The organism is Halomonas sp. BM-2019, assembly GCF_017584085.1.
Window position 1 is genome coordinate 2,534,344 of the sequence record NZ_CP071922.1, and the last position, 11,882, is coordinate 2,546,225.

The 11,882-nt window shown below is 67.8% G+C and carries 13 protein-coding genes; 6 read left to right on the plus strand and 7 right to left on the minus strand.

Annotated features, from left to right (window positions below; translation table 11 throughout):
- Both J5F18_RS12655 and J5F18_RS12660 read left to right on the plus strand, forming a co-directional pair.
- Nucleotides 1-748: asparaginase domain-containing protein (locus tag J5F18_RS12655; protein ID WP_346298973.1), on the plus strand; the 748-nt coding region annotated here is incomplete at its 5' end.
- Nucleotides 749-850: 102 nt separating this feature from the next.
- Nucleotides 851-1,087 carry a DUF2789 domain-containing protein gene (locus tag J5F18_RS12660; RefSeq protein ID WP_346298974.1) on the plus strand — a complete coding sequence of 79 codons (237 nt, stop codon included), beginning with the start codon at nucleotides 851-853 and terminating at the stop codon, nucleotides 1,085-1,087.
- A gap of 15 nt (nucleotides 1,088-1,102) precedes the next feature.
- Here the strand turns inward: J5F18_RS12660 and J5F18_RS12665 are convergent, their stop codons facing one another.
- Together J5F18_RS12665 and yegQ are read right to left on the minus strand one after the other, a co-directional pair.
- Nucleotides 1,103-1,783 (minus strand): VTT domain-containing protein, encoded by a 681-nt coding sequence (locus J5F18_RS12665; protein ID WP_346298975.1) that lies wholly within the window; start codon nucleotides 1,781-1,783, stop codon nucleotides 1,103-1,105.
- Between the two features lie 69 nt (nucleotides 1,784-1,852).
- Nucleotides 1,853-3,292 carry a tRNA 5-hydroxyuridine modification protein YegQ gene (yegQ, locus tag J5F18_RS12670; protein ID WP_346298976.1) on the minus strand — a complete coding sequence of 480 codons (1,440 nt, stop codon included), beginning with the start codon at nucleotides 3,290-3,292 and terminating at the stop codon, nucleotides 1,853-1,855.
- Nucleotides 3,293-3,593: 301 nt separating this feature from the next.
- Here yegQ and queC point away from each other — a divergent pair, with 301 nt between their 5' ends.
- Genes queC through J5F18_RS12690 form a run of 4 tightly spaced genes read left to right on the plus strand, consistent with a single transcriptional unit; the run spans nucleotide 3,594 to nucleotide 6,191 of the window.
- Nucleotides 3,594-4,361 carry a 7-cyano-7-deazaguanine synthase QueC gene (gene queC / locus J5F18_RS12675; protein ID WP_346298977.1) on the plus strand — a complete coding sequence of 256 codons (768 nt, stop codon included), beginning with the start codon at nucleotides 3,594-3,596 and terminating at the stop codon, nucleotides 4,359-4,361.
- Complete coding sequence (queE, locus tag J5F18_RS12680) at nucleotides 4,361-5,017, plus strand: 7-carboxy-7-deazaguanine synthase (protein WP_346298978.1); 657 nt, start codon at nucleotides 4,361-4,363, stop codon at nucleotides 5,015-5,017. The genes queC and queE overlap by 1 nt, the downstream gene beginning before the upstream one ends.
- Nucleotides 5,017-5,862: a 6-carboxytetrahydropterin synthase gene (locus tag J5F18_RS12685; protein WP_346298979.1), complete on the plus strand. Its 846-nt coding sequence runs from the start codon at nucleotides 5,017-5,019 to the stop codon at nucleotides 5,860-5,862. The genes queE and J5F18_RS12685 overlap by 1 nt, the downstream gene beginning before the upstream one ends.
- Complete coding sequence (locus J5F18_RS12690) at nucleotides 5,859-6,191, plus strand: YkgJ family cysteine cluster protein (RefSeq protein WP_346298980.1); 333 nt, start codon at nucleotides 5,859-5,861, stop codon at nucleotides 6,189-6,191. The genes J5F18_RS12685 and J5F18_RS12690 overlap by 4 nt, the downstream gene beginning before the upstream one ends.
- A gap of 18 nt (nucleotides 6,192-6,209) precedes the next feature.
- Here the strand turns inward: J5F18_RS12690 and J5F18_RS12695 are convergent, their stop codons facing one another.
- The 5 genes from J5F18_RS12695 to J5F18_RS12715 form a co-directional block, all read right to left on the minus strand.
- On the minus strand, nucleotides 6,210-6,479 hold the full coding sequence (locus J5F18_RS12695) for a hypothetical protein (protein WP_346298981.1): 270 nt from the start codon (nucleotides 6,477-6,479) through the stop codon (nucleotides 6,210-6,212).
- A gap of 267 nt (nucleotides 6,480-6,746) precedes the next feature.
- Complete coding sequence (locus J5F18_RS12700; protein WP_346298982.1) at nucleotides 6,747-7,124, minus strand: histone-like nucleoid-structuring protein, MvaT/MvaU family; 378 nt, start codon at nucleotides 7,122-7,124, stop codon at nucleotides 6,747-6,749.
- Nucleotides 7,125-7,431: 307 nt separating this feature from the next.
- A complete protein-coding gene (rpsA, locus tag J5F18_RS12705) occupies nucleotides 7,432-9,108 on the minus strand; it encodes a 30S ribosomal protein S1 (RefSeq protein ID WP_346298983.1) in 1,677 nt (558 codons plus the stop codon).
- A 180-nt stretch (nucleotides 9,109-9,288) separates the two neighbouring features.
- Entirely contained in the window at nucleotides 9,289-9,984 is a 696-nt protein-coding gene (gene cmk, locus J5F18_RS12710; protein WP_346298984.1) for a (d)CMP kinase, read from the minus strand.
- The coding region (locus J5F18_RS12715; RefSeq protein ID WP_346298985.1) for a bifunctional prephenate dehydrogenase/3-phosphoshikimate 1-carboxyvinyltransferase at nucleotides 9,981-11,882 on the minus strand (1,902 nt) is incomplete at its 5' end. The genes cmk and J5F18_RS12715, both read right to left, overlap by 4 nt.

Consider the following 11,882-nt stretch of genomic DNA (forward strand, 5'->3'; position numbering starts at 1 on the left):
GGCGTGGACGGCCGCCAGCCTGGCCTATCAGCTGCAGGGCCTGGACCGCCCGGTGGTGGTGACCGGCGCCATGCAGCCCCTGGAGGCGGCCGGCAGCGACGCCGCCGACAACGTGGAGCTGGCGCTGCGTTTCGCCGCTGACCCGGCGCTTCAGGAGGTGGCCATCGCCTTCGGCGGCCGCCTGCTGCGCGGCGTGCGGGCCCGCAAGTGGCACACCCGGGACGCCGAGGCCTTCGCGAGCCCCAACTACCCGCTGCTCGGCGAGCGGGTCGGCGACGATGCCGTCCTCTATCCGGCGCGCGGGCTTGCGCGGCAGCAGCGCGGCGCGCCGCGCTTCGAGCTGCCCGACTATGGGCCCCTGGCCGACGGCGGGGTGGCGCGCCTCGCGCTGTGGCCGGGCATCGCGGCTCGCCAGGTCGCCGCCTGGCTCGGCGACCCGAGGCTCCAGGGGGCCCTGCTCGAGGTGTGGGGCGGCGGCAATCTCCCGGAGGACCCCGCCCTGCTCGGGGTGCTCGCCGAGGCCAGCGGCCAGGGCAAGCTGCTGGCGGCGATCAGCCAGTGTCCCCACGGCGGCCTGGCCATCGGCCAGTATGCGGCGAGCCGGGGCCTGCAGGCCGCCGGGGTGGTCGCCGGAGACGCCATGACCCCGGAAGCGGCGATGACCAAGCTGGTGCATCTGCTGGCCCAGCCGCTCAGCGACGACCAGCGGCGCCAGCGCTTTCTCGAGCCGCTGGTGGGCGAGCGCTGATCGCGCAGCCCGCAGCGTTGACGCCGACCATGCAGCCCAGGGCGCGAGCCGCTATGGTGGGATGGAGTCCAACATCGCGCCGACACCGCAAGGAGAGCCGCCATGGAACATCCCGACCACCCCTTCACCGAACTCTTCGAGCAGCTGGGACTGGCCTCGGACCCGGAGGCGATCAAGCGCTTCATCGAACGCAACGGGCCTATTCCCGAGGAGATTGCCCTGCCCGACGCGCCCTGCTGGAACGAGGGTCAGGCCGAATTCCTGCGCGAGGCCCTCGAGGAGGACGCCGACTGGGCGGAGGTGGTCGACCATCTGAACGCCTCGCTGCGCAAGCCCTGATGGCCGGCGGCCAGGCTAACCGTTCGTGACCTGGCCGCCGGCCTCCACGCGTCGCCGGACCCAGGCGCCCAGCAGCAGCAGGGCGGTGAGCGCCAGCAGCGGCAGCACCACCCCGATGCCCAGGGACTCGTCGCTCTCCACCGCCTCCAGGGCGCCGTAGATGGCGCTGGCATAGACCGCCCACTTCACCCCGAGGCCGATGACCGCCGCCCACACGAAGGTCCCCAGTGGCAGGCGCAGCAGGCCGGCGGCATAGTTGACCACCGAGTGGGGGAAGCCCGGCAGCACGCGCAGGGCGCACTGGGTCATGAAGTCGCTGCGTCGCTCCAGGCGACGCATGATCTTGCGGGTCAACCCCTTCGGCGTCCAGCGATCCCCGACCCGCGCGGAGAGCCAGTAGGCGCCGAGCGCGCCGCCCACGCTGCCGACGATCAGCATCGGCGTGGCCGCCAGGGGGGGGTAGAAGGGGGCGATCAGCCACAGGCCGATACTGCCCGGCAGGCCGAGGGCCAGGGTCACCGCCATCACCAGGATGACGCTGACGATCACCGCGGGATGGTGCGATGCCTGATCGGCCCAGCGCTGCAGGTCCGCCAGGTCGGGCGAGTGCCAGATCCACAGGTAGAGCGCCATGAGCACGGCCGCTCCTACCGCCGCCACCCGCCAGGGACGACGCACTGAACTGTCGTTGAACATCAATCACCTTCCGATAGGCAGATGGCGCTCATGGTGCCAGTCCCGGCCGGCAGGCGCCAGCCCGGGCCCCTAGCCAAGATCGCGCATCAGCAGCGCGAACTCGATGCGCTCCGGGGCGATGGCCTCGCCGGGCACCGGAATGCGCACTACGTGACCCGAGCCCGGGGCCGCCCCCACGGATTCGCCGCGCCGGTTCTCGATCTGCTCGAGCACGAAGCGGCGATTGCCGCCCGGCAGCATCAGCTCCATGCCGTCCCCCACCTCGAAACGGTTCTTGACGTCCACTTCCAGCACACCGTGCCCCGGGTCATAGCCGATCACCTCGCCGACGAACTGCTGGTGCACCCCCACCGAGTTGCCCTGCTCGTAGTTCTGGTACTCGTCGTGGACGTGGCGGCGATAGAACCCCTCCGTGTAGCCGCGGTTGGCCAGGTTGTCGAGCTCGTCCATCAGGCGCATGTCGAAGGGTCGGCCGGCCACGGCGTCGTCGATGGCCCGGCGGTAGACCTGGGCGGTGCGCGCCACGTAGTAGTGGGACTTGGTGCGTCCCTCGATCTTCAGCGAGGTGACCCCCATCTCGGTGAGACGCGGCACGTGCTGGACGGCGCGCAGGTCCTTGGAGTTCATGATGTAGGTGCCGTGCTCATCCTCGAACACCGGCATCAGCTCGCCGGGGCGGGTGCGGTCCTCGATCAGCGCCGAGAGCTCGTCCTGGCCCTCCACCCCGCCGGCTGTGGCGGTGCTGGCGGCGCTCTCGGTCAGCGTGGCACTGCCCCCGCCGGAGGCGATCAGCCCGCCCTGGGCACTCCCCTGCCCCGGATTCCAGACACCGCTTGCCGCATGGGCGGCCGCCGAGTTGGCCGGCACCAGGTCGCCGGTCTCGTCATGGGCCGCGGCCACGGTGTTGTACTTCCAGCGGCAGGCGTTGGTGCAGGTGCCCTGGTTGGGATCGCGATGGTTGAAGTAGCCGGAGAGCAGGCAGCGCCCGGAGTAGGCGATGCACAGCGCCCCGTGGACGAAGGTCTCGATCTCGAGGTCCGGACACTCGGCGCGGATCTCGCCGATCTCCGCAAGCGACAGCTCACGCGACAGGATGATGCGGCTGATGCCCTGGCGCTGCCAGAACTTCGCCGCCGCCCAGTTGACCACGTTGGACTGCACCGAGAGGTGGATCACCTGCTCGGGCCAGCGCTCGCGCACCATCATGATCAGCCCCGGGTCGGACATGATCAGCGCATCCGGCCCGGCCTCGATGACGGGTTCCATATCGCGCAGGTAGGTCTTCAGCTTGCTGTTGTGCGGCGCGATGTTGGAGGCCACGTAGAACTGCTTGCCCCGCGCGTGGGCGTAGGCGATGCCGCGGTGAAGGTTATCGATCTTGAAGTCGTTGTTGCGCACGCGCAGCGAATAGCGGGGCTGGCCGGCATAGACGGCATCGGCGCCATAGGCGAAGGCGTAGCGCATGTTCTTGAACGTTCCCGCGGGGGAGAGCAGTTCGGGGGCTTGCATAGAGTCACCGTTGTCAGGACGATGGCGTCACGGAGGACGCGGGGAAAATGAGGCGGAATATTATAGCAGCGCCGAGCGCCGAGCGCCGAGCGCCGAGCGCCGAGCGCCGAGCGCCGAGCGCCGAGCGCCGAGCGCCGAGCGCCGAGCGCCGAGCGCCTGCGACACCCTGCCGGAGGCTTCCCGTGCACTTGTCTTGCCGGTCAAGTAGAATAGTGGCCCTGCCGGACCGGATCCCGGCTTCCCGGCGCCTGTCTCGAAGGGCGCAGGGGCGACAAATTCTCCGCGACGAGACCCGCTATCTATGACCCTTTCAGCTTCCCCCACGGCGGCCAGCCGCGCCACCGTGGTGATCTACTCCGGCGGCATGGACTCCTACACCCTGCTGCACCGCGCCCTGCGCGAGGGACTCGAGGTCCACGCCCTCTCCTTCGACTACGGCCAGCGCCACGCCCGCGAACTCGAGGTGGCCGCCCGGGTCTGCCGCGAGCTCGGCGTGCCCCACCAGGTGGTGGATATTCGCGCCATCCACGCCCTGATCGACAACTCGGCGCTCACCGACGCCAGCCGCGAGATGCCCGACGGCGACTACGCCGCGGAGAATCTCACCGCCACGGTGGTGCCGAACCGCAACATGATCCTGCTGTCGCTGGCCATCGCCAAGGCGGTGAACATCGGCGCGTCGCGAGTCGACTACGGGGCCCACGGCGGCGACCACGTGCTCTACCCCGACTGCCGCCCCGAGTTCGTCGAGGCGATGAATGCCGTGGCCGGCATCGCCAACTTCGAGCCCGTCGAGATCCACGCGCCCTACCTGCGCGCCAGCAAGGCGGAGATCCTCGCCGACGGACTGGCCATGGGGCTCGACTATGCCGAGACCTGGACCTGCTACCTTGGCGAGCGACTGGCCTGCGGGCGCTGCGGCAGCTGTCGCGAGCGCCTGGCGGCCTTTGCCGCCAACGGGGTCGTCGATCCCCTGGGTTACTACTCTGACTCTCAGCGGCCCGCCCCCGCCGCCGATGGGCAGCGGCCCGACCCCGCCGCCTCGGGCGTCGCACGCCGGGGGGCCTGATGTATCACGTCAAGGAGGCCTTCTACACCCTGCAGGGCGAGGGCGGGCAGACCGGGCGTGCCAGCGTCTTCTGCCGCTTCTCGGGCTGCAACCTCTGGTCGGGGCGCGAGGCGGATCGGGCCAGCGCGGCCTGTCGCTTCTGTGATACCGACTTCATCGGCACCGACGGCCAGAACGGCGGGCGCTTCGCCAACGCCGAGGCCCTGGCCGCCCATCTGACGGCGCTGTGGCCCGACCGGGACGGCCTGACCGTGAGAGCGGCGACGCCCTATGTGGTCTTCACCGGGGGCGAGCCGCTGCTGCAGCTCGACGCGGCGCTGATCCAGGCCCTGCACGAGCAGGGCTTCGAGGTGGCCGTGGAGACCAACGGCACCCTGCCCGCCCCCGCCGGCATCGACTGGCTCTGCGTCAGCCCCAAGGGCGCCACCGAGCTGGCCATCACCGCGGGCGACGAGCTGAAGCTGGTCTACCCCCAGGCGGATGCCCCGCCGGAAAGGTTCAGCCGGCTCGACTTCGCCCATTTCTTCCTGCAGCCGATGGATACCGCCCCAACCGGCAAGGTAGGCAGCACCATGGCCGAGTGCGTGGCCTACTGCCTGGCCCATCCCCAGTGGCGGCTCTCGCTGCAGACCCACAAGATCACGGGAATCGACTGATGACACTCTTCGTCAACCGACTCACCCAACTGGACGTCTCGCTCTGGTGCCCCGGTCGCGGCCTGGTCGGGGCCAGCTGGCACGTGGACGTGGAACTCGACGGGGAGCTCGGCGAGGATGGCATGCTGTTCGATTTCGGCGAGGTCAAGCCGTGGATCAAACAGCGCCTGGACGCTGGCATCGACCACACCCTGCTGGTACCGACCCGCGCGCCGGGCATGGACGTGGCGGACTGTCGCGAGGGGGTCTGCGTCAAGACCCGCCTGCCCTGGGCCATGGAGGTGCGCGGACCTCGCCAGGCCTTCACTCTGCTGCCCTGGGGGGAGATCACGCCCGAACGCCTCGCCGACCACCTGAGCGGCGAGCTGTCGCGACGCCCACCGCCGAGGGTCAGCGCGATCCGCCTGCATCTGCACGAGGAGCGCATCGAGGAGGCCGCCTACACCTACAGCCACGGTCTGAGACGCCATGTCGGCAACTGCCAGCGCATCGCCCACGGTCACCGCTCCCGCCTGCAGATCTGGCAGGAGGGCAGGCGCGCCCATGACCTGGAGGCGCGCTGGGCCAAGCGCCTGGCCGATACCTATCTGGTCGACGAGGCGGACCTCGTGGCAGAGGTCGAGCCGAGCTATCCGCCCCGGCTGACCACCGGCTACCGCGCCGAACAGGGCAGCTTCCTGCTGCGCCTGCCCGCCGAACGCTGCCAGGTGCTGCCCACGCCCACCACGGTCGAACAGATCGCGGCCTGGCTGGCGAGGCAGATCACGCGGGAGACCGGTCGGGCCACCCGGGTGAAGGCCTTCGAGGGAATCGACAAGGGCGCCATCGCCGAGGCACGCCCATGAGCCGGCGCGAAGCGGCCGCACGAACCGCGATCGAAAGGAGCGAGTACCATCCGAAAGCCGCCGAGGGCGAGTGCCGTCCCGGCTGTGGCGCCTGCTGCATCGCCCCGTCGATCAACTCGCCGATTCCCGGCATGCCCCAGGGCAAGCCGGCGGGCGTGCGCTGCGTGCAGCTGGACGCGCAGAACCTCTGCCGCCTGTTCGGCGACTCCCGCCGGCCGGCGCTCTGCGAGCGCTTCCAGTTCGAGGCGGCGCTGTGCGGCGGCAACCGCGACGAGGCTCTTGCCCGTATCGACGCACTGGAGATTGCCACCGGCGTGACCGAGGAATAAGCCATCCTGCCGCCGGGCTCAGGCGATACGCCCCATCTTCTTCAGGGCCTGTAGCAGCCGGGCGACCTGCTCGGCGGGCTGGTGGTACTCCTGCATCAGCGCGCGGAGCCGCTCCTCGAAGCGCTGCTGACGAGTCGCCTCGTCCTGCTCGACCTCCTCTGCCAGGGGAGCCATCGGCGGACCGGTGGGGATTTCCAGCTGGCAATCGGGACGGTCGAGTTCACGGAGCGCCTCGGCAAAGGCGTCGTCGAGTTCACGGAACTTGCGCAACTTCTCACGCTCATCCATCGGCTTTCGATTGGTCTGATGTTTCATTCGTTACCGGTCATTCGTGGGGACGACAGAAGGCAAGGCCTGCAGCGAGGGCCATCCCAGACAGGGATGAAGGAAGTCAGTATACCGCCATTGGGCCCCATGGCGAAGGGCCCGGCAACGCCAGCCAGGGCAACTCGGTATCAACGGTCTCGGCAACTCGTCAAACTGGCCTTGCCGACGGCCTAAACGCCGACGGCGCCCCAAGGGCGCCGTCGGCGAACATTCGCTGGCGCGTAGCGGTCACTCCTCGACGCGGACCAGCCAGGACTCGACGGTGTCGGCACCGAACTCGTCCTTCCACGCCTTGAGCGTCTTCTGGTTGCCGCCACGGGTCTCGACGACTTCACCGGTATTCGGGTTCTTGTAGATCTTCAGCTTGCGCTTGCGGCGCCCACCGGCGGCACTGGAGACTGCCTTGGGTGCTGAAGCCGCCGGCTTCGGATTCAGTAGTGCCATCACATCGGCGGCACTCTTGTCGAACTCCTTCATCAGTGACTCGAGGCGATCCTTGAACTCGAGCTCCGACTGGAGGCGCTTGTCGTTCTGCAGCTTATCCAGGTTTTCCTGGAGTTGCTTGAGCTGCTGTTCCATCTGCATGTATTCGGTGAGCAGGGACATATCTTTGCTTCCTTGTTGCAAGTTGGCAAGTACAACGGGAACTGCATTATGCGCCGTTTGAGCCATTGATAGCAACAGTCTGGCCAAGACGTTATTAATTGGCAAGTTGCCGGATGCCATTAATCGACAGTCCCGAGCCTGCATTTAAGGAAACCAAATTCGATATAGGCCAACTTGCCGACCAAGGGCCGCCGAAGCCAGGCCCCTCGCCAACTGAACGCCCGGGCTCGAAGCCTTTACGTCGCATAAAACAAGACCGCCGCCCCGAGGGGCGGCGGCCTGTGGTCCGTCGGAAAGGCTTTCCCGATCAGTCCTGACCCATCTGCTGCTTGATGAGGTCGCCGATGGTGGTCGGGCCACCCGCCTCGACGCTCTCTTCGCGCAGTTTCTTGAGGTTCTGGCGAGTCTCGTCCTGGTCCTTGGCCTTGACGGACAGGGCGATCTGGCGGTTCTTGCGATCGACGCCGATGATGCGGGCCTCGACGCTGTCGCCTTCGCTCAGCACGTTGCGGGCGTCCTCGACGCGATCGGCGCTGATCTCCGAAGCCTTCAGCACGGCAACGACATCGGTGGCCAGTTCAACCTGGGCCTGCTTGGCATCGACCTCGACCACACGGCCGGTGACGATGGAGCCCTTGTCGTTGACGGCCAGGAACTCGGCCACCGGATCGGTATCCAGCTGCTTGATACCCAAGGAGATGCGCTCACGCTCCGGATCGATGGAGAGGATCACGGCCTCCGCCTCGTCGCCCTTCTTGAAGGAGCGCACGGCTTCCTCGCCGGTATCGGTCCAGGAGATGTCGGACAGGTGCACCAGGCCATCGATGCCGCCTTCCAGACCAATGAAGATACCGAAGTCGGTAATCGACTTGATGGTCCCGGAAACGCGGTCGCCCTTGTTGAACTGGCCGCTGAAGGTTTCCCAGGGGTTGGCGGTGCACTGCTTGATGCCCAGGGAGATACGACGACGCTCCTCGTCGATGTCCAGCACCATGACATCCACATCGTCGCCGACCTGGACCACCTTGGAGGGGTGGATGTTCTTGTTGGTCCAGTCCATCTCGGAAACGTGGACCAGACCCTCGACGCCTTCCTCCAGTTCGGCGAAGCAGCCGTAGTCAGTCAGGTTGGTGACCTTTGCGTGCACCTTGGTGCCTTCGGGGTAGCGATCCTTGATGTTGACCCAGGGATCCTCACCCAGCTGCTTCAGGCCCAGCGATACGCGGTTGCGCTCGCGGTCGAACTTGAGCACCTTGACGCTGATCTCGTCGCCCACGGCCACGATCTCGCTGGGATGCTTGATGCGCTTCCAGGCCATGTCGGTGATATGCAGCAGGCCATCGACGCCGCCCAGGTCGACGAAGGCACCGTAGTCGGTAAGGTTCTTGACGATACCGACGATCTGCTGACCTTCCTGAAGGGTAGCCAGCAGGGCCTCACGCTCGGCGCTGTTCTCGGCTTCGAGCACGGCGCGACGGGAGACGACCACGTTGTTGCGCTTCGGGTCGAGCTTGATGACCTTGAAGTCAAGCTCCTTGTTCTCGAGGTGCGTGGTATCGCGCACCGGACGCACGTCGACCAGAGAACCCGGAAGGAAGGCACGGATGGAGTCGACGTCGACAGTAAAGCCGCCCTTGACCTTGCCGTTGATCACGCCCTTGACGATCTCATCCTTCTCGAAGGCCGCTTCCAGCACCTTCCAGGCTTCGGCACGCTTGGCCTTCTCGCGTGACAGGCGGGTCTCGCCGAAACCGTCCTCGACGGCTTCCAGGGCGACATGGACCTCATCGCCGACGGCGATGGTCAGTTCGCCGCTATCGTCGCGGAATTGGGCCGCGGGAATCTGACCTTCGGACTTCAGGCCGGCATTGACGGTGACCCAGTCACCCTCGATGTCGACGACGGTAGCCACGACGATGGCGCCGGGCTCCATGTTGATGTCCTGGAGAGACTGCTCAAACAGTTCAGCAAAGCTTTCGCTCATGATGTTCCTACGTGATCAACGTTTAAGTGCGGCGGAGCCGCTTCCTCCGCACCACCAGCGAGTGCGGGCCTTATTTGCCATGCCCCCGGAGATGTTGGCGCTGGTTCGACCTGGCTCGGCTCTCGGCAATCGGTGCCGAGCCACGTCATCACATGCTGCCGGGAACGCCGCAAGGGAGTTTCAAGTGCCGGATGCCAGACCCCGTTCGGTCAGCAGTTCCGTCAGCCGATCCACCACTTCCGGTATCGTCAGGCGCGTGGTGTCAAGCATGATGGCATCATCGGCCGGCTTGAGCGGGGCCACGCTGCGTTGCATATCGCGTGCATCGCGCGCCTGAATCTCCTTTAAAAGACTCGATAGATTAGCATCCACCCCGACCTCTCGCAACTGGCGCTGGCGTCGATGGGCCCGTTCGGTGGCCGAGGCGGTAAGGAAGACCTTGAGAGGCGCATCGGTGAACACCACGGTGCCCATGTCGCGACCATCGGCCACCAGGCCAGGCGGCTGACGGAAGTCGCGCTGGCGCGCGAGCAGCGCCTCACGCACCGCCGGCAGGGCCGCCACCCGGGAGGCGGCATCGCCGACCTGTTCGGTGCGGATGGTGGTAGTGGCATCAGCCCCATCCAGAAGCACCCGGGTCCCCTCCTCCTGGGCCACGAACACCGCGTCGAGTGAGCGCGCCACCTCGGCGAGTGCGGTCTCGTCGTCGAGGGCCACGCCATGCCTGCCGGCGGCAAGGGCCGTGAGCCGGTAGAGGGCCCCGGAATCGAGCAGGTGCCAGCCCAGGCGCTCAGCGAGCAGCCGGCTGATGGTGCCCTTGCCGGCCCCGCCAGGGCCGTCGATGGTCAGCACCGTGGCCTTGCTCACCTCCCTCATGCCCCCTCCTCGGCCCGCTCCTCCTCGAGCGTCAGACCGACCCGACGGGCCAGGTCGGTGAAACCCGGGAAGGAGGTCGTCACATTGGCGCAGTCATCGATGACGATCTCGCCGCCGGCCCGCAGCGCGGCGATGGTGAATGCCATGGCGATGCGGTGATCCTCGAGGCTGTCGATGCGCCCGCCGCCGTAGTTGGGGCCCTCGGCTTTACCACCCCCGACGATATCGATGCCGTCCGGATAGAGGGTATGCTCGACGCCGATGATGGCCAGGCCATCGGCCATGGCCTGCAGCCGGTCGGACTCCTTGACGCGCAGTTCGTCGGCCCCGCGCAGCCGCGTCACGCCTTCGGCGTTGGCCGCGGCGATGAACAGCGCCGGGAATTCGTCGATGGCCAGCGGCACCTGGTCGAGGGGAATGTCGATACCCTTGAGCGGCGCGTGGCGAATATGCAGGTCGGCCACCGGCTCGCCGCCCACCTCGTGCTCGTTCTCGAGGCGCAGGTCGGCGCCCATCAGCCTGAGGATGTTGATCACGCCGATGCGGGTCGGATTGATGCCGACGTGCTCAAGCACCAGGTCAGCGCCCGGCGTGATCGCCGCGGCGACCAGGAAGAAGGTGGCCGACGAGATGTCGGAGGGCACATCGATGGGGGCGGCGGTCAGCCTGCCGCCACCCTGGAGCCAGCAGGTGTCGCCCTCGCGATGCACCTCGTACCCGAACCCCTGCAGCATGCGCTCGGTGTGGTCGCGGGTCGGCGCCGGCTCGCGCACGCGGGTCTCCCCCTCGGCGTAGAGCCCGGCCAGCAGCAGGCAGGACTTCACCTGGGCGCTGGCCATGGGCATCTCGTAGGCGATGCCCTTGAGCGGCCTGCCGCCATGGATGCGCAGCGGGGGACGCCCCCCCTCGGCGGTGTCGAGCTCGGCGCCCATCAGGCGCAGCGGATCGGCCACCCGCCCCATGGGGCGCTTGGTCAGGGAGGTATCGCCGGTCAGTTCGGTGTCGAAGGCCTGGCCGGCCAGCAGCCCCGCGAAGAGGCGCATGGCGGTGCCGGCATTGCCCACGTAGAGGGGCCCGGCGGGCGCCTTGAGGCCGTGCAGGCCGACGCCGTGAATGGTCACCCGCCCCTGGTGGGGGCCTTCGATGGCCACCCCCATCTCGCGGAAGGCCTGCAGGGTGGCCAGGCTATCCTCTCCCTCCAAAAAGCCCTTCACCTCGGTGACGCCTTCGGCCAGGGCGCCGAGCATGATGGAGCGGTGGGAGATCGACTTGTCGCCGGGCACGCGAATGTGGCCAATGACGTTGCCGCCCGGAGCCACCCGGTAGCGCAGCTTGCCTTGTTGTTGCATCTGGTATTCCGCCTGATAGCTGGTCTGGTTGAGTAGGGATTCGAAGTAGTGGCGCGCGTGGCTGGCCCGGTCGAAGGTCGCCAGCATGACGTCGCCGTCGCCCGCCTCGATGGCACGGCGCAGGCGCGCCACGCCGGCCTCGAAATCGTCCAGCGAGGCCAGCACCGCCTCGCGGTTGGCAATGAAAATGTCCCGCCACATCACCGGGTCGCTGCCGGCGATGCGGGTGAAATCGCGAAAGCCCCCGGCGGCGTAGCGGAAGATCTCCAACCGCTCGTCTTGGCGCGCCAGGGTATCCACCAGGGAGAAGGCCAGCAGGTGCGGCAGATGACTGGTGCGGGCCAGCACCTGATCGTGCCGCCCGGGATCCATCTCCAGCACCTCGGCACCGCAGGCCGCCCACAGTGCGCGGACCCGGGAAAGCGCCGCCGGGTCGGTGTCGGCCTCGGGGGTCAGGATCACCTTGTGGCGCGCGTAGAGGGCGGGATCGGCCGCCGCCACGCCACTCTTCTCGGAGCCGGCGATGGGGTGGCCCAGCACCAGGTTGGG

What these genes read in the sequence shown, in the direction of transcription:
- yegQ (WP_346298976.1), bottom strand. Translation starts at nt 3,292, where the DNA reads ATGCAAGCCCCCGAACTGCTCTCCCCCGCGGGAACGTTCAAGAACATG.
- J5F18_RS12700 (WP_346298982.1), bottom strand. Translation starts at nt 7,124, where the DNA reads ATGTCCCTGCTCACCGAATACATGCAGATGGAACAGCAGCTCAAGCAA.
- J5F18_RS12685 (WP_346298979.1), top strand. Translation starts at nt 5,017, where the DNA reads ATGACACTCTTCGTCAACCGACTCACCCAACTGGACGTCTCGCTCTGG.
- rpsA (WP_346298983.1), bottom strand. Translation starts at nt 9,108, where the DNA reads ATGAGCGAAAGCTTTGCTGAACTGTTTGAGCAGTCTCTCCAGGACATC.
- queC (WP_346298977.1), top strand. Translation starts at nt 3,594, where the DNA reads ATGACCCTTTCAGCTTCCCCCACGGCGGCCAGCCGCGCCACCGTGGTG.
- J5F18_RS12695 (WP_346298981.1), bottom strand. Translation starts at nt 6,479, where the DNA reads ATGGATGAGCGTGAGAAGTTGCGCAAGTTCCGTGAACTCGACGACGCC.
- J5F18_RS12690 (WP_346298980.1), top strand. Translation starts at nt 5,859, where the DNA reads ATGAGCCGGCGCGAAGCGGCCGCACGAACCGCGATCGAAAGGAGCGAG.
- J5F18_RS12665 (WP_346298975.1), bottom strand. Translation starts at nt 1,783, where the DNA reads ATGTTCAACGACAGTTCAGTGCGTCGTCCCTGGCGGGTGGCGGCGGTA.
- J5F18_RS12660 (WP_346298974.1), top strand. Translation starts at nt 851, where the DNA reads ATGGAACATCCCGACCACCCCTTCACCGAACTCTTCGAGCAGCTGGGA.
- cmk (WP_346298984.1), bottom strand. Translation starts at nt 9,984, where the DNA reads ATGAGGGAGGTGAGCAAGGCCACGGTGCTGACCATCGACGGCCCTGGC.
- queE (WP_346298978.1), top strand. Translation starts at nt 4,361, where the DNA reads ATGTATCACGTCAAGGAGGCCTTCTACACCCTGCAGGGCGAGGGCGGG.